This window comes from Pseudomonas sp. B33.4 (assembly GCF_034555375.1).
Classification (GTDB): Bacteria; Pseudomonadota; Gammaproteobacteria; order Pseudomonadales; family Pseudomonadaceae; genus Aquipseudomonas.
The window spans coordinates 3,745,754-3,766,595 of sequence record NZ_CP140706.1; the positions used below are offsets into that span (position 1 = coordinate 3,745,754).

General features: G+C 60.5%; 19 protein-coding genes, 1 pseudogene and 1 riboswitch. Of the genes and pseudogenes, 13 read left to right on the forward strand and 7 right to left on the reverse strand.

Annotation, left to right across the window (positions count from 1 at the left end):
• The first annotated feature begins 183 nt into the window (after positions 1–183).
• Entirely contained in the window at positions 184–1,185 is a 1,002-nt protein-coding gene (locus U6037_RS16415; protein WP_322843745.1) for an acyltransferase, read from the forward strand.
• Between the two features lie 135 nt (positions 1,186–1,320).
• On the forward strand, positions 1,321–1,788 hold the full coding sequence (locus tag U6037_RS16420; protein ID WP_322843746.1) for a thiol-disulfide oxidoreductase DCC family protein: 468 nt from the start codon (positions 1,321–1,323) through the stop codon (positions 1,786–1,788).
• Here the strand turns inward: U6037_RS16420 and U6037_RS16425 are convergent.
• The 5 genes from U6037_RS16425 to U6037_RS16445 all read right to left on the reverse strand — a co-directional run bounded on the left by U6037_RS16425 (position 1,772) and on the right by U6037_RS16445 (position 9,114).
• A complete protein-coding gene (locus U6037_RS16425; protein WP_322843747.1) occupies positions 1,772–2,263 on the reverse strand; it encodes a DUF2269 domain-containing protein in 492 nt (163 codons plus the stop codon). The genes U6037_RS16420 and U6037_RS16425 overlap by 17 nt on opposite strands.
• Position 2,264: 1 nt before the next feature.
• Positions 2,265–3,392 (reverse strand): saccharopine dehydrogenase family protein, encoded by a 1,128-nt coding sequence (locus tag U6037_RS16430; protein ID WP_322843748.1) that lies wholly within the window; start codon positions 3,390–3,392, stop codon positions 2,265–2,267.
• A gap of 73 nt (positions 3,393–3,465) precedes the next feature.
• Positions 3,466–4,692, reverse strand: a complete 1,227-nt coding sequence (locus U6037_RS16435; protein ID WP_322843749.1) for an NADH:flavin oxidoreductase/NADH oxidase family protein — start codon at positions 4,690–4,692, stop codon at positions 3,466–3,468.
• 78 nt (positions 4,693–4,770) lie between these two features.
• Positions 4,771–5,193: a MerR family transcriptional regulator gene (locus U6037_RS16440; RefSeq protein WP_322843750.1), complete on the reverse strand. Its 423-nt coding sequence runs from the start codon at positions 5,191–5,193 to the stop codon at positions 4,771–4,773.
• A gap of 96 nt (positions 5,194–5,289) precedes the next feature.
• Positions 5,290–9,114, reverse strand: coding sequence for an autotransporter outer membrane beta-barrel domain-containing protein (locus tag U6037_RS16445; RefSeq protein WP_322843751.1), 3,825 nt, complete (start codon positions 9,112–9,114; stop codon positions 5,290–5,292).
• 164 nt (positions 9,115–9,278) lie between these two features.
• Positions 9,279–9,485: riboswitch (cobalamin riboswitch) on the forward strand.
• A 91-nt stretch (positions 9,486–9,576) separates the two neighbouring features.
• On the opposite strand from U6037_RS16445, the gene U6037_RS16450 reads away from it, so the two are divergent.
• From U6037_RS16450 to U6037_RS16480, 7 genes are all read left to right on the forward strand, one after another.
• Complete coding sequence (locus U6037_RS16450) at positions 9,577–11,514, forward strand: TonB-dependent receptor (protein WP_322843752.1); 1,938 nt, start codon at positions 9,577–9,579, stop codon at positions 11,512–11,514.
• Positions 11,514–11,873 carry a (2Fe-2S) ferredoxin domain-containing protein gene (locus U6037_RS16455; protein WP_322843753.1) on the forward strand — a complete coding sequence of 120 codons (360 nt, stop codon included), beginning with the start codon at positions 11,514–11,516 and terminating at the stop codon, positions 11,871–11,873. The genes U6037_RS16450 and U6037_RS16455 overlap by 1 nt, the downstream gene beginning before the upstream one ends.
• Positions 11,870–12,790: an ABC transporter substrate-binding protein gene (locus U6037_RS16460; RefSeq protein WP_322843754.1), complete on the forward strand. Its 921-nt coding sequence runs from the start codon at positions 11,870–11,872 to the stop codon at positions 12,788–12,790. Before U6037_RS16455 ends, U6037_RS16460 begins: the two co-directional genes overlap by 4 nt.
• Before the next feature lie 50 nt (positions 12,791–12,840).
• Positions 12,841–13,044: a PLD nuclease N-terminal domain-containing protein gene (locus U6037_RS16465; RefSeq protein WP_007916127.1), complete on the forward strand. Its 204-nt coding sequence runs from the start codon at positions 12,841–12,843 to the stop codon at positions 13,042–13,044.
• 206 nt (positions 13,045–13,250) lie between these two features.
• Positions 13,251–13,727: a hemerythrin domain-containing protein gene (locus tag U6037_RS16470; protein WP_322843755.1), complete on the forward strand. Its 477-nt coding sequence runs from the start codon at positions 13,251–13,253 to the stop codon at positions 13,725–13,727.
• 140 nt (positions 13,728–13,867) lie between these two features.
• Positions 13,868–14,419: an AAA family ATPase gene (locus U6037_RS16475; RefSeq protein ID WP_322843756.1), complete on the forward strand. Its 552-nt coding sequence runs from the start codon at positions 13,868–13,870 to the stop codon at positions 14,417–14,419.
• Between the two features lie 18 nt (positions 14,420–14,437).
• Positions 14,438–15,847, forward strand: a complete 1,410-nt coding sequence (locus tag U6037_RS16480; protein ID WP_322843757.1) for a PLP-dependent aminotransferase family protein — start codon at positions 14,438–14,440, stop codon at positions 15,845–15,847.
• Here U6037_RS16480 and panB read toward each other — a convergent pair.
• Positions 15,835–16,650, reverse strand: coding sequence for a 3-methyl-2-oxobutanoate hydroxymethyltransferase (gene panB, locus U6037_RS16485; RefSeq protein WP_322843758.1), 816 nt, complete (start codon positions 16,648–16,650; stop codon positions 15,835–15,837). The genes U6037_RS16480 and panB overlap by 13 nt on opposite strands.
• A gap of 264 nt (positions 16,651–16,914) precedes the next feature.
• Here panB and U6037_RS16490 point away from each other — a divergent pair, with 264 nt between their 5' ends.
• Together U6037_RS16490 and U6037_RS16495 are read left to right on the forward strand one after the other, a co-directional pair.
• Positions 16,915–17,397: a GNAT family N-acetyltransferase gene (locus U6037_RS16490; protein ID WP_322843759.1), complete on the forward strand. Its 483-nt coding sequence runs from the start codon at positions 16,915–16,917 to the stop codon at positions 17,395–17,397.
• Between the two features lie 167 nt (positions 17,398–17,564).
• Positions 17,565–19,106 (forward strand): class I SAM-dependent methyltransferase, encoded by a 1,542-nt coding sequence (locus U6037_RS16495; RefSeq protein WP_322843760.1) that lies wholly within the window; start codon positions 17,565–17,567, stop codon positions 19,104–19,106.
• Positions 19,107–19,144: 38 nt separating this feature from the next.
• Here the strand turns inward: U6037_RS16495 and U6037_RS16500 are convergent, their stop codons facing one another.
• A complete protein-coding gene (locus U6037_RS16500; protein WP_322847336.1) occupies positions 19,145–19,618 on the reverse strand; it encodes an anti-virulence regulator CigR family protein in 474 nt (157 codons plus the stop codon).
• A 105-nt stretch (positions 19,619–19,723) separates the two neighbouring features.
• Between U6037_RS16500 and U6037_RS29475 the strand changes: the two are divergent.
• Together U6037_RS29475 and U6037_RS16505 are read left to right on the forward strand one after the other, a co-directional pair.
• Positions 19,724–19,831, forward strand: a pseudogene (locus tag U6037_RS29475) (methylmalonyl-CoA epimerase); the annotation flags it as partial.
• Between the two features lie 71 nt (positions 19,832–19,902).
• Positions 19,903–20,811, forward strand: a complete 909-nt coding sequence (locus U6037_RS16505; RefSeq protein ID WP_322843761.1) for an alpha/beta hydrolase — start codon at positions 19,903–19,905, stop codon at positions 20,809–20,811.
• Positions 20,812–20,842 lie beyond the last annotated feature (31 nt).

Below are 20,842 nucleotides of genomic sequence, written 5' to 3' on the forward strand. Positions count from 1 at the left end.
GAGGCGTTGGATGCGCAAGATGAAAGCGCATCAGTATTAAGCGAGGATTAGTTCTTCGCCAGTTGCTCAATACCACCCGGCAAACCCTTTTCCGGAAAGACCGAGCGCGGAAAAAAACCTGTTATCCGCCCGCGAAGCATCGTAATTTACCCGCCATAACTACAAGGTCGTTTGGGGATACACGTGGGAGCCTATCGTCTGCTGTTGGCCGTTCTGGTCGCTGTTTCGCATATGGGCAAGTTGTTCATGGGGTTCAACCCGGGCGTGGTTGCGGTGATTTCCTTCCTGCTCATCAGTGGTTTCGTCATGACCTCATTGATCGAGCGCAACTACAAGGCGCCCGAAAAAATCGGTCGGTTCTACCTGGACCGGGCCTTGCGTCTTTACCCGCAATTCCTGTTCTACTTCATCGCTTCTTGTACGGTGATCTATTTCCTGCTGCCCGGCACGCCACAGTGGGCCGAACTGACCTTCAGAAACATCGCCGCGAACCTCGCGATCGTGCCCCTCGGTTTCTATATGTTCGGCGCGAGCGGAACGTGGATTGTGCCTCCGGCCTGGTCGCTCGGCCTGGAGATGTGCTTCTACCTGGTGATCCCGTTCCTGCTCATCTACAGAGCACGGGGCGTGGCCTTCGCCTTGTCCGTTGCAGTCTTTATCCCGGCGTGCCTTGGCTTCATCAACACCGACTATTACGGCTACCGTTTGTTGCCGGGCGTCCTGTTTGTATTCCTCTGCGGCAGTTACCTCTACAAACCGCAAGCGAAGGGTTTGGCGATCGCCGCAGGCACCGCTGTGGCGGCAGCATTGATCTTTGTGGCGATTATGGCGGGCTGGATCGAACGCCGGCCGTCCAACGCTGAAGTAGCCGCCGGCATTGCGCTGGGCATCCCCGCGGTGTACTGGTTGTCGAAGCTCAAGTTTCACAGGATTGACGAATTGCTGGGGAACATCAGCTACGGCGTGTTCCTGAATCACTTCGTGGTGATTTACTTCCTGCACGGGCTTTGGCCGATCACCTATTTCGATTGGCACAAGGTCGCAACGGTGCTGGTGCTGTCGTTCTTGCTGAGTGGCGTTTCGTACTACTGCGTCGAGCGGCCGGCATTGACGCTTCGGCATGCGCTTCGGGCCGGATCGAAGGATCGAGTGAGGGAAATCCAGGAAGGTGAGGCAACAGCTTGACGGCGCCAGGAGACAGATCACGCGCCTAAACGTCGTCTGTCCCTTCCATCCGGGTTTCTGACCAAGTGCAGTCATTCGCGAACAAAGCCTTGCGGCGCTATGATCGCAACACTCGACCTCTTGAATACAAACCCCATGCCCAGCCCAAAAAACCGCCCAACCCCCGCCCCGCTCCTCAACCCCGGCGAATCCGTAGTTCTGTTCGACGGTGTCTGCAAACTCTGCAATGGCTGGGCGCGGTTCCTGATCCGCCACGATCATCAGCGTCGCGTACGCTTGGCAGCGGTTCAGTCGCCGGAGGGCCAGGCGTTGCTCGCGTGGGCCGGTCTGCCCATAGATCAATTCGACACCATGGCGGTCATCCGCGACCGCCACTACTGGGAACGATCCGACGCTTTCTTCGAAGTCATCAGCCAACTGCCCGCCCGCTGGCAGCCGTTGCGACTGTTGCGCATCTTCCCTCGTGGTCTACGCGATTGGGCCTACGACCGCATCGCGCTGAACCGCTATCGCCTGTTCGGCAAATACGACACCTGCCTGCTGCCCACTCCAGATCACGAACAGCGTTTCCTGAAAACCACCGTACCTACAGCAGAAAGCTGAACAACTGCACCGGTGTCATCTTCGTCACCATCATCAACACGATGACAAACATCCCGGTAAAACCGAGCACGCCCATCCAGAACCATTTGCGGTAAACCGCTTGATATTGTTCATCAAGCCCCGACCCCACCTCGCTCGCACTCGCTGCCATCGCATGCAGCCGCTTCTGCAACAGCAACACCGGCAGCCACAGCGAGCCGACGCACAGGAAAATGATCAACGAAGTCAGTACCCACTCGGTGCTCATCGACAACCCCGAAATTCGCATCAACAGATAACCGCTGATGATCTGCACAAACCCCGCCGGGGTGGTGATCCAAGTGTCGAAGCGCACGACCATGCGCGCGACGTGAGCAATCACTTGCGGGTTGCGCGTGCGGCTGGCGGCGATCAGGTAGAGGTAGGAGCCCATACCGAAACCGAACAGGAAGATCGCGGCGATGATGTGCAGGTACTTCAGGCACAGATAGAGCATGTCAGCGCTGTCCGTCCGAAAAATGCACGGACAGGCTCAGGTTGGCCGGGTCGTTGATCGCGGCCATGTACTCGGCGACGCTGATTTCACCCACGCACGGTCGGGCGCCGGCGGTCGGCACGTAGCCTTGGGCCATTTTTGTCGCCAGGGCTACTGCGGCGCAGCTGGGGATTTCCGGGCCTTTGTCGTTCAGGGCGGTGAGTTGCGCGGTCATCGACAGCGGTTTGCCGTCAACGCCGAGGCCCTGCACGTCGATGTACATCGCGCTTTTACCGTCGCCGAAACGTTCGAATCGCGTACCGAGGCGATGCAATCTTGCAGCCCAAAGAGCATGGTCGCGCACCAGTCCGATCTTCAGTGCCTGAGCCAGCAGACCGTTGGCGATGCCGCCGAGTTTTAGCCCGGCGCCGGCCTTGAACTTCAGGGTGTGCGCGCCATAACGGCCGGCGAAAATATCCATGTCCGGCACATCGACGTTGGCCAGCAGCCGCATGCCCATCTGCGGCATTTTGCGCAAGGTCAAATCCAGCCAGCCCGACACCTCGTGCACCTTGCCGTTTTTAAGTTGCTTGATCGGTTTGCCGGCGTAAGCCAGTACGCCTTCGATGGTCGACAGCCCGGGCATTTTCGCCGACGAAGAAATGCCATGTTCGATCGAGTCGATACGCGAAAAGCGCTGGCGCTGTTCATCGATGATCGCTGACGACAATGTCGGCACCGAGCTGCAACCGCTGAGGATGGCCACGCCGGCCTGCTTCGCCCGCGGGTCGAGAACGTGGATGCCGTTGACGAACGTGCGGCAGTCAGCCAGATCGCAGTAGCTAACGCCAGCGTCGATGCAGCTCTCGGCGACGGCATAGGATTGCCCCTGAAACGGCCCGCCGGTGTGCACGACCAACTGAATATTCAGAGCCCGCAATGCGGCTTTGAACTCGCTGCCCATGGCATCGCCGCACCAGCCTTCGCAGACGTAGCCCGATTGGCTGTTCAGCTCATCGACTTTGCGCTGCAACTTGCGCGGATCACGGCCCGAGAGCACCAGGCCGATGGTCGGCATCAGCGCTAGATGCCGGCACACAATGCTGCCGAAGTTTCCGTAACCACCGACCACCATCACCCTGAACGGCATGCAATTCTTCCCTAAATCAATCCATCAAACAGGCGTGCAGGATATAGGGACGAACGTCAGCAAGCCATTCAGATCAGTTGCTCGCTACCCACTTGCGGTACTGGCGGGTACGCAACGCGTTGCCGATTTGCTGCAGAATCAGCGCGCGCAGCGGTGAGACGTGCGGATCGGGTGTTTTCGCCTGACTGAGTTTGCGCAACTGGAACTTGACCGCCGCCATGTTCGCCAGCGAGGCCATGGCCTTGTTCTTCCAGGTGATCGGCGGCAGCTCGGGGGCGCTGTCCAGGCCCTGCAGCCAGTCACGCGGCAGGTTCGGATCGATGGCCAATGCCGTGCCGATGCCGACCATGTCCACGCCACTGTTAACGACCATTTCAGCGATGGGCCGACGACGTACGCCGCCGGTAACCATCAGCGGCATCCGCGCGACTTTCTGCAGGTCCTGGGCGAACTCGACGAAGTACGCCTCACGTGCCAGGGTACGACCATCTCGCGCCTCGCCCTGCATGGCCGGGGCTTCGTAGCTGCCGCCGGACAATTCGACCAGATCCACACCCAGATCGTTGAGCCATTCGACGACTTGCCGCGCGTCATCGGCGCTGAAGCCACCGCGCTGAAAGTCGGCGGAATTGAGTTTCACCGCCACCGCAAACTGCGCCGAAACCAGCGCCCGCACAGCCTTGACGATGTCCAGCAACAGCCGCGCGCGGTTCTCCAGCGAACCGCCCCACTCGTCCGTACGCTGATTGGTCAGCGGCGACAGAAACTGACTCAACAAATAACCATGGGCGGCGTGGATTTCCACACCAGTGAAGCCGGCCTGCTCGCCAAGCTGTGCGCTACGGGCGAAACGCTGGATGACGTCAGCGATCACGCTGGCCGTCATCGCATGCGGCGTGGTGAAGTGTCTGGACAGGCTGCCCATGCTCAGCGGGACCGCCGACGGCGCCCAGGTTTTCTGACCGAGATTGGCCTGCATCTGCCGCCCCGGATGGTTGATCTGCAACCAGAACTGCGCGCCGCCGGATCGACCAACCTGCGCCCAGCGTTTGAACTTGGCCAGTTGCCGGTCATCCTGCAACACCACGCCGCCCGGCCCGGTCATCGCGCGGCCATCGACCATGACGTTGCCAGTGATCAGCAGCCCGGCACCGCCATCGGCCCAGGCCTGATACAGGCGCATCAGTTCTTCCGAAGGTGCCTGATCGGCGTCGGCCATGTTTTCTTCCATGGCGGCTTTGGCGATGCGGTTCTTGATGGTTGAACCGTTGGGAAGTTGCAGGTTGTCGAACACGTTCATGAGGAGTCCTCGATTGGGCGTGGGACAACCATAAGATTAAAGCCAACTTTAAGGTCAAGGCCTTTTTATCAACTGTGATTATTTGCCCGTAGCGGCCTTCTCCTCGCGGATCTGGCTGATCAACAACTGCGCGTTGTCGGCACAGCCAACGTCAGCGGGTTTGCTCTCGATGCCGTGAATGACCCGCAGTAACTGCGCCTTGTTATGCGCCAGGCGTTGCTGGAGGATTTCGATTTCTTCGACCTTGCGTTTGAGCCCGACCAGCATTTCTTCGTGCTGCCAGTCCTGCGCGTTCACCGGCAGTAACTGGCGTATTTCCTCGAGGGAAAACCCCGCTGACTGCGCGCCGGTGATGATCTGCAGGATCCACTCGGTTTCCGGGGCGTAATCGCGATAGCCGTTAGCCTTGCGCCCGACCGATTTGATCAGACCGCTCGCCTCATAGAAGCGGATGCGCGAAGGCGCCAGACCGCTGATTTTTGCCAGTTCACCGATTTTCATGATTGACCTGAGCTGCAAACGACTTTGAAGTGAACTTTAAACCTTCAAGTGTCTTGCGAACAGGATGTACACGGGTTTTGTGGTGTATGCACGGGACTAGAAATTGATCTTGAACCCCAGCATTGCGTCATACCCGTGGCTGTCGCCGTCGAACCCCTGCCGATAACCGGCCGAAGCGGTAAAGGTAGTGCGCTGATTGGCCTGATAGTCCACCCCCACATTGACCTCGCCCCACGTGCCCTGCAGGTCTGACTCGAACGGGATGTACCCCGACTCGGAAGAAAACTCGGTTTTCGGCTGCCCCTTGAACTCATGCCAGACACTCGGCCGAATCCACGCGTTGGTGCGCCGTGCGCTTTTGTCGACGCCCTCGGTGTCCCAGTCCTTGGCGATGCGCACGCCGGCACGGCCAATCAGAGAGTCCACGTCCTTGAAACGAATGTTCGCGCCGACGTCATCGCTGCTGTCCAGATCGACATAGCTGTAGATCGCCTGCAATTGCGGCTCGATGTACCAGTCTTTGTCGACTTCGAACGGGTAGCCGTTTTCCAGCGACGCGGTGTAGCCCCAACCACGGGTTTTCAGTTTCGCCAGGTCGTTGGGTTTGGCTTCTATGTCGAAGCGATTGACCTGCAACACCCCGTCCAGATACCACCCCGAGGCGCCGAAGTGCGTCCAGTACGCGCCGACGCCGTAAGCGCGCAAGGTGTCTTCACCGGCGGCGCGCCGGGTGTAGTGGCTGACGCCAGCGTCGATGGTGCCGGCGGACAACGACAGCCCGGCCTGCTCGTGACTGCCGTCAGGCCGGTCCTTGCGGTAGAGGTCGGTGCCGACCTGGAAAGCCGTCAGGTCATAGTTGTATTCGGGCGTATTGCCCAAGGCGTTTTTGCGGTCGCCGTCCTGTTTACCGCTGCGATAGATCACCCGCCCCCAGCCCATCGACGGCGCCAGGGTGGATTCGTCTTCCTTGGGCAACGGATCACCGCGATTCAGACGCTCCTCGCCGACTCGCTCGTGAAGGGTGTCGACCATCGTCCGGCCGTAGACCAGCGCCAACGCCGGAACGGCGCCGTACAGCGATACTTCCGGACGGTAATTCGGCACCGGGGATGGAACGGGATCGGGATCAGGACCGGGAGGACCGTCCGGAGGCACGGCGTCCGAACGCAGATACCAGGTGTCCTTGCCGCTGCCATCCTCGGCGCCTTGCTGCAGGCGATATTCGTACGGGCCGGCCACCACTCGCCGGGCCAGTTGAAACGCGTTGGCGTCGCTCGCCCCCTCGGTCTTGTTGAGCAACTCGACCACCGCAATGCCGTTGCCCTGAGTCAGCTCGCCCTGCCCGCCGACGTTGCTCACGACCACGCCGGTGGTGCGGTCGCTGGCGGTGCTGGTCGAGTCCACCACCAGCATGTCGGACAGGCTGTTCGCGCCGCCGCCATTCAACGTGGTGTTAAGCAGCAGCCGGCCGCCATTGGACACGAACACCCCTCCGCCATCGGTGCCAGCCGTGGTCGCGCCGCTGATCAACAGAACATTGCCGACGCTGTTGCTGCCTGCGGCAAGGTCAAGGGTGCCACTGTTGATGAAGCGGTTGACCCCGAGCAATTGGCCCTGTACGGCGCCGCCTGACGTGGGCGCATTGGCAGCCTGGCCCAAAGGCAAATAGGCGCCGCTGGCGTTGAAGGTGGTGATGCCAGTCGCCGGTTGCGCGGCCAGGCGGATCACGCCGCTGTTATCGATGCTGTTGGTGCCCGATGTGCCGAGATCACTGACCGCAACACCCCAGGTATCGCGGCTGCCGCTGGCATTGCTGGCGGTGAAATTGCGCAGTGTCCAGGTGCCGCTGTTGACCACCGTGCTGGCAGCGCTGACGGCATTCACGGCGCCGGTCATTTGTCCGGTGTTGCCGAGCGAAAACGTTGTGCCGGGAGTGGTCGCGTCGGCGCGTACGGCGACATCACTGAGCGCACTGATCGCGCCCGAGTTGTTCAGTGTCTGGCTCGCGCCTCCGAGGGCGACACCGCTACTGTCGGCTCGCCCACCCTGAAGGGTCGCCGTGTTGCTGACGTTGGCGCTGCCGCCTGCGGTCAGCGCCTCAATCGCCGACGAGCCCGTGCCTTGGGTGGTGATCACCGCGCTGTTGTTCACCGAAACACTGGCCGCACCCGACGCCTCGGCGAGAATGCCCTGACTGTTGCTGGCGCCGAGCGTCTGGATCGCGCCGCTGTTGACCACAGTCTGGGCGCCTGTGACTGACAGCGTACGGATACCGCGCTGGTCATTGCCACGCGCGATCAGTTCCCCACTGTTGCTGACACTCAGCGTGCCCAGTCCGCTTCCGGAATTGAAAGCATTGCCCGCCAGTATCGCCGCGCCCTGGCCGTTGACGTCGATCAGCGAACCGGTGAACGCGACACCGACGTCACCGCCCAGCGTCAGCGCCTGAATGCCAAAAGAACCAATGCCACTGCCATCACCCGAACCGGCGTCCGAGTGGGTGATGATCGTGCCGCCGGCATTGACGTTGACCGTACCGGTCGGCGACTGCGTCGAGGCATAGATGCCATTGGCGTTGCTGTGCAGGGTTTCGATGCGATTGCCACGATAGTTGATCTGAACATTGCCCCCGGTCGAATCGACCCGAATGCCGCCTGCGCCAAAACCGCTGGCGAACAGGTCGCCCGCATAATCGATCAGCACATTGTTGTTTTCCGCGCTGACGATGATCGCGTAAGCCCGCGTGGTGTTGAGTCCGCCAAGCACATTGATGTTGCCGCTGCCCGTGATCGTGACATCGCCGGTGCCGCGCTTGATTACGTAAATGGCTCGGGAGCCGGCAGCATTGGCGGTGCTGCCAACATTCAGCGCGGCATTGTTGTCGATGCTGATCGAGCCGGTGGCGCCGACGTTGTCGTTGGCATAAATGCCGTGCGCTGCGCCGCCGGTTGTGGTGATCGCGCCTTCGTTGACGATAGCGATGCTGCCAACGGTGGAGAACGCGCGAATACCGAATCCGTTGAGACCGTTGGTGTTGATCGTGCCGCTGTTATTCAGGCGGGTATTACCGGCGCCACCTTCGGTGAAAACGCCGAATGCGTTCATGCCGATCCCTTGCACGTTCGCGGCATTGACCACAGTGGTATTGCCATTGACCGCGCGCGTATGCACGCCGGCGTGGTTGCCAATGCCCGCCGTGGGCAACGTTTCATCACCGATCGGTGGGCCCGCCGACAGTGCATCGTCGTTGTTGACCAGAATGCTGACGCCGCTGCCGACATTGACGTTGTTGTCGCCGCTGCCGCTGGCTTTGCTCCAGATACCGTTGCCGCCGAGCAAGGTGATCTGGCCGCTGCCCTGATGGTTCAGAATGATCGTGCCGCCGCCGCTGGCATTGATGTCGATGCCGTCGTGCTCATTGCCGACCACGGTGTTGAGGATGTTCAGCGTGGTGCCGGCGCTGACCGTGAACGTCGACAGGCCTGCGCCGGCATTACTGAGCGCCAGCGCATCCAGCCCGCTGCCGCCGAGGTTGACGGTATTGGTGCCGCCATCGACGCTCAGGTTCGCGTTGCCGGTGGTGCCAATGACATTGGCGAACACCGCGTTGGCAGCCGTCGGGGGCGTGCTGTTGACCGTCGTACCGCTGAGCGTCAGCGTTGTGTTGGCGTTGTTGCCTCGACTGTTCAGCGAGGATCCGGCCGTGGTGGTGATGGTGGTACCTGTCTGAGTGCTGATCGACGCATCGACTCCGGCCGTTGGCAAGCAGGTTTGCGAGACGTTATAGGCGCCTTCGGCCAAAGGCCCGCACGCCGCTTGCGCGTCGCTCAGCGTCAACGCATTGGCCATCGCGACCAGCAAGGCGTTGCGAATGAAGTGCGGGGCGAACCCGCCGGGAACATGGTCGCTGGCAGCGTGCATGAAAACCTCCTTGTTCGACTGCTCCTCGAGCAACTCGCGCCTGTCGACACCACGGATATCGCGTTGTGGTTACCGTCATAGACCTTAGTAGTTATTTCGAAAGTTGGTAATTCGCGGATCGAGAGTCGGTACCGGCAAGTTGACGAACGGTCTGTCGAATGTTCAGATGCCGCCCAGTTTCAGGTGTCCCATGCCGCCGCGCATGGGGTGAAACGGGAAACCGGTACGTTCTTTTCGAACAAGTCCGGTGCTGCCCCCGCAACGGTATGCGCGTGATGCTTTCGATAGACCACTGTGGCCGCACGGCCATGGGAAGGTGAAAGCCTCTATACGCGCGAGCCCGGAGACCGGCCTGAAATTTCGTTTGGCAAAATCCTGCGGTGGGCGGGCATGGGCCGGTATTGGCTGTGCGCGATGCCTTCTCCTGCATGCTCTTCTGCGAAGATCCTTTTCGAGAAGACAATGATTCGACCTTTCAACACTTCTGCTCCAACCCTGTTCCTTGGCTGCCTGTTCAGCCCGTTGCTGCTGGCCGATGACGCGCCACTGGAGCTCAATCAACAAATCGTTTCTGCGCCGTCGGTGGAGTCCACCACCGTCGCTGATATGGCGAAGTTCGGCAGCAAAGTCGAGATTGTGACCCGCGAGCAGATCGAGCGCGCCGGCCCCAGCGCCGATGTCAGTCGCGTCATGCAGATGTTCATTCCCGGCCTGTACGTAGCACCGAAAAACGGCCCGTTCGACTACGGCACCTATTCGCTGCTGGGCGGGCGCAACGACGACACGCTGATCCTGCTCGACGGCGTACGCCTGAACAATCGCCTGTACGGCGGCCTCTATCTGGACACTCTGCCGGCCAACGCCGTCGAGCGCATCGAAGTGCTCAAGGGTGGCCAGAGTCTGTTGTTCGGCACTCAGGCCGTTTCCGGCGTGATCAACATCGTCACCCGCAGCCCGCAATCGCGCAAAGCCTCCGGTGAGGTCAACCTGGGCGTCGACAGCTTCGGCGGCACCACTGCAGATGCGCGGGTCGAGAATATCTTCACTAACGGCTTCGGCGATCTGGGTTTGCTGGCGTACGTCAGCCACAACGTTTCCGACGGCTATCAGCCGTATCGCAACCGCGACATGAAAAACGATTCAGGGAAGAACCGCGCCTACGAAGTCACCACCTTCGGTGGCAAGGCGATCCAGTCGTTCGGCGACGATGCCCGGCTTGAACTGTTCTACCAATACGCCGACGCCAACCTCGATTTCGCCCGCCCGGTCGACAACCACAAAACCACCAACGATCGCGTGCAGCAGATCGCCACGGCGACTTTCGAGCAGACCGTCAACGAGCGTCTGAGCTACTTCGTCAAAGGCCATATCAACGACTGGGACACGCGCTACACCCGCGTCAACAACGTCGTCGGCGGCGGCACCAAAGTCATCAACCACGATGACTATTGGGGCTTCACCGACTGGGGCGTGCAGGCCGAAGGCAAGGCTGAATTGCCCGGCGGTCATGTGCTGGTATTCGGCAGCGACAACCAGTGGTTCAAGGGCCAGGACGATGTGCTGATCATCGACAACGACAAGGCAGAAGCCCACGCGTTCTACACGCAGTTGCGCCCGCAGATCGACGCCCTGCCCGACTGGCACCCGAGCATCGGCGTGCGTCACGAAGCCATGAGCGGTGGCGACAGTGCCACGGTCGGCATGCTCACTTCGCTGTATGACCTCAACGACAACTGGTCGGTGCGCGGTCAGTACGGCAGCGCCTACAAACTGCCGAACGCCGAGCAGCTGTTCGTCAACGAGCCGGGCGACGAGATCGGCAACCGCAACCTGAAACCGGAAAAGAGCCGCAACGCTGAATTGGGTGTCGACTACAAAGGCTTTTTGCTCAACCGCGAATTCAGCGCCAGCGTGACCCTGTTCAAACGCAAGATCGACGACCTGATCACCCTCGATGACATTCAGTGGGTCAACGGCGAAGGCACGATCCAGATGCGCGGTTTCGAGGCCGACGCCAAGCTGGCGCTCAACGAGCGGTGGAGCCTGCAAGCGGACATGACGCGCAACCTCACCGAGTCGCGCACCGGCGTGACTATCAACGATATTCCGAGCTTTTTCGCCCGTTCGCGGGTCGGCTATGAATCGGAAAACCGTCTGTGGGGTGCCGGCGGTGCGATCCGCTACATTCGCGACATCACAAGCTCGAAGCAGGTCGAATACGGCAACTATTGCGTGGTCGACGCCGACGCTTATCGCTATCTCGACAACGCCCACCAGCACCGCGTAAGTCTGCTGGTGGAAAACCTCTTCGACCGTGATTACGTCACCAGCCGCTCAAGCAACGTCGACAACCTTGGTCGGCCGTTCACTTCCGAAGTGCGCTACACGTACCGCTTCTGATGAGTGAGATCACAACCATCGACGGCGTCGACAGCCACCCGGACTGGTCAAATGTGCCCGAGCACGCGCGTCATGTGTTCCTCTGCACCGGCCCGCGCTGCACCCAGCGTGGCGCCTTGCAGTTATGGAAAACCTTGCGCCGGCATTTACTGACGCACGATCGCATCGAGACACCGGGCGGCGTCTTGCTGACGCGCACGCACTGCCAGTTTCCGTGCAATCAGGGGCCGATTGTGACGGTGTATCCGGAGCGCTGCTGGTATGGCGTGCACAGCCATGAAGATGCGCAGCGACTGGTCGAGGGGCATCTGCTGGGCGGCGAGGTGGTCGCCGATTTGCTGATCAAGGCGCGGGCATGAGCCGGTTGTGCGTGCTGTTGAGTGCCCTGCTCTGCGCGGCGCCTGCGTTCGCCGACCATTTGCGCAATTGCGGCGAGGACTGGCGCGCCGCTGCGCCTTCGCGCATCGTCGCGCTCAATCAGCATGCGGCGGATCTCGTGCTGGCACTGGGTGCGGGGCCAGCGCTGGTCGGCGTGGCGTATCTGGATGACACCGATGCCGGTCAGCGGCCTTCCGAGTATTTCGGCGTGCCGGTGATCGCGCGGCAGTACCCGGCCAGCGAAGTGCTTTACGCTGCGAGGCCGGATCTGGTGATCGGCGGGTTTGCCACGGCATTCGGTGACGGTGTGACTTCACGCTCAGGGCTTGCCCGTAATGGCGTGGGTTCGTATCTGTTGGAGTCGGCCTGCAACGGGCATTCGCTGGATTACTTCGCGCATGTGCGTAGCGACTTGCTGACGCTGGGCAAGCTGCTGCACAAGCAGCCGCAAGCGCGGCAATTGAGGGAGGCAATGGACGCCGATCTCGCCAGCGCCCGAGCCTTGGCCGGTGCGGGTGAACCGCTGTCAGTATTCTATCTCGACAGCGAGGTCAAAGGCCTCGACAGCGAAGGCCGGCGTGGTTTTGTCACCCCACTGCTGGCCGCCGCCGGGGCACGCAATGTGTTCGCCGACATCAACCTCTATCGAGTCACCGTCAACACCGAAACCCTGCTGGCCAGCGACCCGGACGTGATTCTGCTGGCCGACGCTGAATGGTCCCCAGCGCGCCGCAAACGCTATCTGTTGACCCACGACCCGGTGCTCTCACAACTGCGCGCGGTACGCGAGAACCGCATCATCGAGATCCCTTTCACCCACCTGCTGCCGACCTTCAACAGCGGCCGCGTCGCTTTGGAACTGGCCCGCCAGCTCAACGCCTTGAAGAAAAATAAATGAACCCACCGCCCCCCAAGCGACCTAACGAACAGACCATCAGGAGGTAGCCAATGCAAATCGAAACCGTGTGGATCGTACTGGCGGCAGTTCTTCTGCTAATCGAACTCTGGGCCATCAATCGGGTGCGCAAGAGCGAGGGGAAAGCGAGCAATAAAGGCGTGTGGATTGTGCTGATCGTGTTTGTGCCATTGTTCGGCTTGATTGCCTGGGCGCTGGCGGGGCCCAAGCATGTCAGCCAGCATTCGGCGTCGTAACGTGACGAAGCCGTGATCTGCAATGCCTGCAACGCCCTCTTCATGCAGGCTGCACGAAGGCTTTTTGCCTGTGACGTCGCAAGCCCTTGATCCAGAGCGTTTGAGCATCCGCCATGGACTGGCACGGCAAATGCGGCTGATTCAGGGCATTCACAGCTCCGTGGAACAGCGGCCTGTGTTCACTCCGTGACAGCAGAGGAAACGCCATGAACGCCATCGACCTTCTCAAAGCCGATCATGCAAAAGTCAAAGACATCCTTAGCCAACTCAGTGATTCAACCGACCGCGCGCTGAAAAAACGTGTCGAGCTGTTGGGCAAACTGGAAATGGAAATCTCCATCCATACCCGCCTCGAAGAGGAAATTCTCTATCCGGCGTTCAAGGCCGCCGGCAGCAAGGAACAGGACGTCATGTACTTCGAAGCCAAGGAAGAACACCGCACCGTGGACTCACTGGTGCTGCCCGATCTGAAACTCACCGACCCGGGAACCCCAGAGTTTTCCGGTCGGGTGAAAGTGGTCAAGGAACTGCTGGAGCACCATATCGAAGAGGAAGAAACGGAAATGTTTCCCCAAGCGAAAAAGCTTCTGGGCAAGGAAAAACTCGAAGAGTTGGGCGCGCAGATGGAAGCCATGAAGGCCAGCTGCAAGAAGGAAATGGCTGCCGGCAACATGGCTGCTTAGCCCGTTGCAGATTTACGAGCCCGGCTTTGGTCGGGCTTTTTTCTGTTTGCCACTCGGCCCCCACAGCCCAGAGCGTTTTTTCAGAATTCCGGAGACGCTTGATTTAGACTTGCCGACTTTTTGCAGCAAGGGATTTGCACGTGCAACGCATCGTCATTCTGGGCAACTCGGGCAGCGGAAAATCCACCCTCGCCCGCGAAATCGGCCGGCGTCTGAACCTGCCAGTGGTTCACCTCGACCCGCTGTTCTGGGAGGCGGGCTGGGTTGAGCCGGACAATGAAGCGTTCCGCGAACGGGTTCGCCAAGCCGTGGCGGGCGATACCTGGATCTGTGAAGGCAATTATTCGCGCCGAACCTTCGATCTGCGATTGCCCCGCGCCGACCTGGTTATCTGGCTGGATACGCCGCGGCTGACCTGCATGAAACGGGTCATGCTGCGCAGCGCACTGAATCGCCCACGCGCTGATCTGCCGGTTGGCTGCACCGAGCGGCTGGACCGCGCGTTTTTGCAGTTCCTGAAATACGTGTGGAATTTTGACCGGGTCAATCGCCCCGGTATCGAGGCGATGCGTGTTACCGTCGGGCCGCAGATTCCAGTCATTCACTTGCGCAGTAGGCAGCAGATTTCGGAATTTCTGGCTGAACTGCCCGATGTCGCCAAAACCTCAATGGACCCGACGCTGACGCGCTGACATTCAAGGAGAGCAGCATTGACGGGACGCAAGGACGCTTCATTCGCCTATCAGGCGGTCTACCACTACCTCCTAGGCCTGATCGAGGCGGCCAGTGGCACGACTGAGCAGAAACTGCCATCCCTGCGACAACTGGCCTTGCGCCTCGGCGTTTCGGTGTCGACGACCAAATACGCCTACGCACTGCTCGAGGACGAAGGCAGAATCCACGCCAAACCCAGGTTCGGCTATTTCACCCGTTCGATGCCGGCAGCGCCTGTGACAGCCAGCTCCGGCAATCTTCTAGACCACGTCTTCGCCAGCGCCCGTCAGCCCGGCATGCTGGCGTTGAGCAGCGATGCGCCGGCGATGTTGCTGTCGCTGCAGGGGCCGTTGTTGCTGATCGAGCGTGAGCTGACTCGCCAATACCCGCCCTCGAATGCACCGCTCTATCAGCCACTCGGCGAGCCGGAATTACGCGCCGCCCTGGCTGAACGCTACACCCGTTCCGCGCACAGCCACTGGCACGCCGAGCAGGTGTATATCGGCGCGGACCTGCGCAGCGTATTGGAGTTGTCGCTCAGTGCCTTGAATCTCGGTGGCACTGTGGCGCTGGTGGAGTCGCCCTGCTCGTGGGCGATTCTGCGCCAGTTGCAGGCGGCCAATATCCGCGTCATCGAAATGCCCCTCGGCGATGATGGCCGCTTCAACCTGCCCGCGCTGAACGAACTGCTCACGCGCGAACCGGTGCGCCTCGCGGTGCTGTCCTCCACGGTGAATATTCCCCAAGGCCAGTTGATGCCAGCACAGGATAAACAGCAGATCTGTCACTGGCTGGCCGAGCGCGATGTCTGGCTGTTCGAAAACGATGCTTGGGGCGAGTTGTGTTTCTCCGATTCACCCGCGCGCTATCGCGATTTTGCCGACCCGGACAAGCTGCTGGTGTTCTCGACGTTCGACAAGATCATTGGCGGCGAAGCCCCGTATGGTTATGTGCTGTGCCGCCAGCATGCAACGCAATTTCATCGATTGTTTATGCAGCGTGGGTTTCGCCTCTCGCCCATTCGGCAGAAAGCGATTGCCAGACTCTACAGCTCCAGGCGCATCGACCAGCACCTGACCACCCTGCGAGCACTGTTGCGCAAGCGCATGCAACAGCTACAGACCTTGCTGGAAGAACACGGTAACGGTCAGTGGCAGGTAGTCGCCCCACAGGGCGGTGCGAGCTTCTGGCTCAAGGCTGTGCGTCCAATCGACATGCAACGGGTGTTCGAGCGTTTGCTGACCGAGCGAATCGTCATCGCCCCCGGCGAGATCTTCAGCCAGCAAGGCGCCTGGAAGCAGTACCTGCGCCTGAGCTACAGCCTCGATTGGGACAAGAACATCGCCCACGCGGTGCAACGACTGGCGCAGGCGATCACCGAAGAAAACCGCGTTTACAGTCCATAGCAATGCCGCGCCTCAGGAAACCGGCCATGGCGCACATCGTCGGCAAACTGCGTGCAGGCCTCACTGATCACTGCGCCGACATCGGCGTAGCGTTTGACGAAACGCGGCAGATGCTCACCGCCCAGGCCGAGCACATCTTCGGTGACCAGCACCTGGCCGTCGCAAGCCGGTGAGGCGCCGATGCCGATGGTGGGCATTTTCGACTCCAGGGTAATCTGCCGCGCCACGCCCTCCGCCACGCCTTCGAGCAACAGGCTGAAGGCGCCTGCCTCGAGATTGGCCCGGGCATCCTCGGCAATCACTGCGCCGGTCTCAGCGGTCAGGCCCTGGGCCTTGAAACCACCCATGACATTGACGAACTGCGGCATTAACCCGACATGGGCCATGACCGGAATCCCGCGCGCCACGAGAAACTCGACCGTCGGCGCCAAGGCCTTGTTGGCTTCCAGTTTGACCGCGTCGCAACCGGTACGCGCCAATACCTGAGCGCAATTACGAAAGGCTTGCTCGTGGGATTCCTGATAACTGCCAAAGGGCATGTCGGCCACCACACAGGCCAGACGCGTGCTATCGACCACAGCCCGCGTGTGGCCGATGATTTCTTCGAGCTGCATGCTCAGCGTCGAGGCGCGGCCATAACCGACCATGGCCGTGGAATCGCCGACCAGAATGAAGTCGACGATGGGGTCGATCAGCTTGGCGATACTGCTCGAATACGCCGTCAGCGAGACGATTTTCTGTTGACCTTTCATGGCGACCAGCTGCGGCACGGTCAAGCGTTTAGTGCGGGTATGCAAGCTCATGAGCGGCTCCCCGCGTCGATCGCTTGGATTGCAAGAACATCATCAAAATGATTGCGTAAGACTTCCATACAGTGCCCAACTCCAAAGGATTCGAGCGCTCGATTATTCGTTTAACGCAGCAACATTCAATGCACAGATTGGCCTGAAAAAGCGACCCAGGTGCTTCCTGCTTCGTTGAAATGCCCGCAGGATCCGGGATGCTTTATTTCGCGGTTTGCCGCAGGATGCGAAGCTTATTAGCACACCCCAGGAGTAATGTTTGTCATGGAAGAAATCATCACCTACCGCACCGCCACTGCCGACGACGCGCTGGCAATGAGCGAACTGGGCCAATTGCTCAATTCGGTCCACCACGCCGCCCGCCCCGACATCTACGCCGCCGCGACCGATGATTTTGCCCGCGACTTGCCGCACTGGGCCGGGGTATTCGAAAAGCCCGGCCAGATTGCCTTCATCGCCAGTGTTGGGGATCAGCCCGCCGCATTCATTACGGCCACCCTGTCCGCCAGTTCCGGCCCGTTGATGCAGCCGCAGAACGTGGTTCGCATCGGCTCAGTCTGTGTCGCCGAGCCGTTCTGGGGCAAAGGCATTGGCCGCGCACTGATTCAACGGGTAAAAGACTGGGCCATCGAGCAGAATGCGCAGGACTTGCGCCTGACGGTCTGGCCTTTCAACGAGCGCGCGGTGCGCATGTATGCCGAGTTCGGCTTCGAGACCCGCGCCCTGGAGATGGGCGTGCGTTTGTGAGGAGCGACCAACTCCGATCATGAATAACCCGGCAAAATATCAGCACGAACCCTATCGAATGGTTCGATCCTGCCGACAACATGCGGGTGGCCTGCGCAAGACTGAACGACGCACGTCCATGCCTTTTACAAGAGCTACTTTCCATTACGATTCAAGAGGCTGCACCCATGAGCAATGCCTGGAACGAAGGTTATTTCACCGACGAAGGCTACACCTACAGCTATAGCCGGGAAATCAATCCGGTTTTCCAGCGTTACTGCCTGTTGTTGCGCGGCTTTGCCGGTCTGGACAATCCCGACGGCTATCACTGCGAACTCGGTTTTGGTCAGGGTGTGTCGATCAATATTCACGCCACGGCCAGTCCTGCCGGCTTCGTCGGTACGGACTTCCACCCCGGTCAGGCAGCCCATGCCATTGAACTGGCAGCGCTTGGCAACAACGGTGCGCAGCTGTATGACGACAGCTTCGAGCAACTGCTGGCGCGCCATGATCTGCCGCAGTTCGACAGCATCAGCCTGCACGGCATCTGGACCTGGGTCAGCCGAGACAACCAGAAACTGATCGTCGAATTCGCCCGGCGCCACCTCAAACCGGGTGGTCATCTGTACGTCAGCTACAACGCCTTCCCGGGCTGGTCGCCTTCGGCGCCGTTGCGCCAGTTGTTCAGCCTGCACGACCGCTTTGCCAGTCACTCGACGCGGCCGGATCAGCGCATCGATGCCGCGCTGCAGTTTTCCGAAGCGTTGCTGGCGGCCAACCCCAAGTACGCCATCGCCGCGCCGAGTCTGGGTGCCCGGCTGCAGACCATCAAAGGTCAGGACCGCCAATACGTCGCCCATGAATATTTCAATCGCGACTGGAACTGCATGTATTTCGCCGACATGGTGGATGCGCTGGCCCCGGCCAAGCTCGATTACGTCACGACGGCGGTGCCGCTGGATTCGGTCGACGTACTCAACCTGAGCGCCGAAGGCCTGGCCTTTCTCGACGGTATCGAGCACCCGATAATGCGCGAGCAGGCGCGTGACTACTTCGTCAACCAGGCTTTCCGTCGCGACCTGTACGTGCGCGGTGCCAACCGACTCAGCGCGACCGAGCGCCGGTCGCGCATGCTCAGTACGCGTTTTGTCCTTATGCAACCGGTAGAAAACGTGGCGTCCAGCGTCACCGGCCCCGCAGGCGAAGCGTCACTGCAACCAGAAATTTATGGCCCGGTCCTCGATGCACTCGCGGGCCAGACCTATGAAGCCAAAACGATGCAGCAGTTGCTCGATGCAGTGTCGCCAATGGCCTATGACGATCTCGAACAAGCCATCGCCATCCTGGTCAGCATGGGCGCGGTAGCCCCGTGCCAGAGCGAAGCCGCCGAGGCGCTGGTTTACGAACGCTGCGCTGCGTTCAACCTGCAACTGTGCAAGCGCGCGCTGTTCAACGCCGACATTCAGGTGCTGAGCAGCCCGGTTACCGGTGGCGGCGTCACCGTCAGTCGTATCCAGCAACTGTTTCTGATTGCAATTCGTCAAGGCAAGCAGCACCCGGCGGAGTGGGCGCAACTGGCATGGAGCGTCATCGCCGAACAGAACGAAGTGTTGGTCAAGGACGGCAAAACGCTGACCACCGTCGACGCCAACATCGCCGCGCTGACCGAACAGGCCCAGGCGTTTGCCGAGCAATCGCTGATTGTGCTGAGTGCTTTGAAAATCGTTTGATCGAGGTGGGTGGTGCGCAGTGGTGCGGGCAGAAAATCTTAATCAAACGCCCCGTTGAGCACCTCATAAATCAGGCCGGTGGCCAGCGCGACCAGGATCAGATCCGTGCCCGCCTGCTGCCATTCGTAGCCATCGTAATGCGGCAGATGACCGACCAGCCGTCCATCGAGCTTTTTCGCGATACCGGGCGGCAATGGCTTGCCGCGTGCCAGGTTCTTTTGAATGCCCGGTGGCAGCGAGGGGCCCGGGCTCCAGTAGTCGCGATAGCCGCCAACAATCCCGAGCACATTGCCGCGATCAATGCTTGGGCCATGACTCCAGTCACCACCCGAGTTGTTGCCCTTGTTGCCGTTACCTTTCTGGTTACCGTGGCCCTGCATGTTCTGTGGATTGCCCTTGCCATTGCCCTGCCCCTGACCTTTTCCATTACCGGGATCAGCCAATGCCATCGCCGAACTGAAAACCAGGGCCAGGGAAGAAATCGTTGCAATCAACGTACGTGACTTGATCATGCGGCGCGCCTTCATGGTGGGATGCTCCTGTGTCATCTTGACGTTACACATCAGCTTAGTATATTCCGGCTGACCGATCGTCGATTAGGCCCAGCCCATCGACACCCGTCCGGAACGCGCATCATCTGGCTGCCGAAACGCTTCGGACATTTCTCGATCGAGATTCTTGAAGAGCAGGCGCTGGGAGCGTTTATCGAGGCGGCGTTTGCTTGAGGATGAAACTCCGCCAGCCCTGATCGATACGTCTACGCTCTCTCCATCCCCCCACGCTTGGAGACTTCGTCATGACTCGTCCGCTACTGGCCGCCCTCGCCCTTATTGCCCTGAGTTTCCAGGCTTTGGCCGACGTCGCCCCCTTCCCGCCGACCTTCCACACTGAGGACATCAAGGTCGAAGGCGCGACAATGCACGTGCGTGTCGGTGGCAAAGGCCCGGCGGTTGTTTTGTTGCATGGTTTCGGGGATACCGGCGATATGTGGGCGCCGCTGGCGGCGGATCTGGCGCGCGATCACACCGTGGTGGTGCCGGATCTGCGCGGCATGGGTTTGTCATCGATCCCACAGGGCGGCTACGACAAGAAAACCCAGGCCGGCGACATTCGTCAGGTGTTGAGCGCATTGAAGATCGAGCACTCGGTGGTCATCGGGCATGACATCGGCACCATGGTCGCGTTTGCCTATGCCGCGCGCTATCCAGAGCTGACCGAGCGCCTGGTGGTGATGGACGCACCCGTCCCCGGCATCACGCCGTGGAACGACATTGTCCGCTCGCCGATGCTCTGGCACTTCGACTTCGGCGGCGCGGACATGGAGCGTCTGGTCGCCGGGCGCGAGCGCATCTACCTTGACCGCTTCTGGAACGAATTCGCCGGCACCCCGGCGAAAGTTGATGAAGGCACCCGCCAGCATTACGCCAAGCTTTACGCCCGCCCTGGCGCCATGCACGCCGCGTTCGCGCAGTTCCGCAGCATTCGTCAGGACGCCCTCGATAACGCTCCGGTCCTGCAGAAACACTTGAGCATGCCGGTACTGGCCGTCGGTGGTGAAAAATCCTTCGGCAACAACGAAGCGATCGTCATGCGCAATGCTGCGGACAACGTCACCGAGGTGGTCATTCCAGCAGCCGGACATTGGCTGATGGAAGAAGCCCCGGCGCCGACCATCAAAGCTGTACGCGACTTCATCGCAATGTGAGGAATTGGCATTGCCTTGGCCCTAGGCTTAC

Bases quoted from the DNA above. Each gene is read 5' to 3' on its own strand.
- U6037_RS16420 (WP_322843746.1), top strand. From the start codon at position 1,321: ATGCCCAGCCCAAAAAACCGCCCAACCCCCGCCCCGCTCCTCAACCCC.
- U6037_RS16425 (WP_322843747.1), bottom strand. From the start codon at position 2,263: ATGCTCTATCTGTGCCTGAAGTACCTGCACATCATCGCCGCGATCTTC.
- U6037_RS16430 (WP_322843748.1), bottom strand. From the start codon at position 3,392: ATGCCGTTCAGGGTGATGGTGGTCGGTGGTTACGGAAACTTCGGCAGC.
- U6037_RS16435 (WP_322843749.1), bottom strand. From the start codon at position 4,692: ATGAACGTGTTCGACAACCTGCAACTTCCCAACGGTTCAACCATCAAG.
- U6037_RS16440 (WP_322843750.1), bottom strand. From the start codon at position 5,193: ATGAAAATCGGTGAACTGGCAAAAATCAGCGGTCTGGCGCCTTCGCGC.
- U6037_RS16445 (WP_322843751.1), bottom strand. From the start codon at position 9,114: ATGCACGCTGCCAGCGACCATGTTCCCGGCGGGTTCGCCCCGCACTTC.
- U6037_RS16450 (WP_322843752.1), top strand. From the start codon at position 9,577: ATGATTCGACCTTTCAACACTTCTGCTCCAACCCTGTTCCTTGGCTGC.
- U6037_RS16455 (WP_322843753.1), top strand. From the start codon at position 11,514: ATGAGTGAGATCACAACCATCGACGGCGTCGACAGCCACCCGGACTGG.
- U6037_RS16460 (WP_322843754.1), top strand. From the start codon at position 11,870: ATGAGCCGGTTGTGCGTGCTGTTGAGTGCCCTGCTCTGCGCGGCGCCT.
- U6037_RS16465 (WP_007916127.1), top strand. From the start codon at position 12,841: ATGCAAATCGAAACCGTGTGGATCGTACTGGCGGCAGTTCTTCTGCTA.
- U6037_RS16470 (WP_322843755.1), top strand. From the start codon at position 13,251: ATGAACGCCATCGACCTTCTCAAAGCCGATCATGCAAAAGTCAAAGAC.
- panB (WP_322843758.1), bottom strand. From the start codon at position 16,650: ATGAGCTTGCATACCCGCACTAAACGCTTGACCGTGCCGCAGCTGGTC.
- U6037_RS16490 (WP_322843759.1), top strand. From the start codon at position 16,915: ATGGAAGAAATCATCACCTACCGCACCGCCACTGCCGACGACGCGCTG.
- U6037_RS16495 (WP_322843760.1), top strand. From the start codon at position 17,565: ATGAGCAATGCCTGGAACGAAGGTTATTTCACCGACGAAGGCTACACC.
- U6037_RS16500 (WP_322847336.1), bottom strand. From the start codon at position 19,618: ATGATCAAGTCACGTACGTTGATTGCAACGATTTCTTCCCTGGCCCTG.
- U6037_RS16505 (WP_322843761.1), top strand. From the start codon at position 19,903: ATGACTCGTCCGCTACTGGCCGCCCTCGCCCTTATTGCCCTGAGTTTC.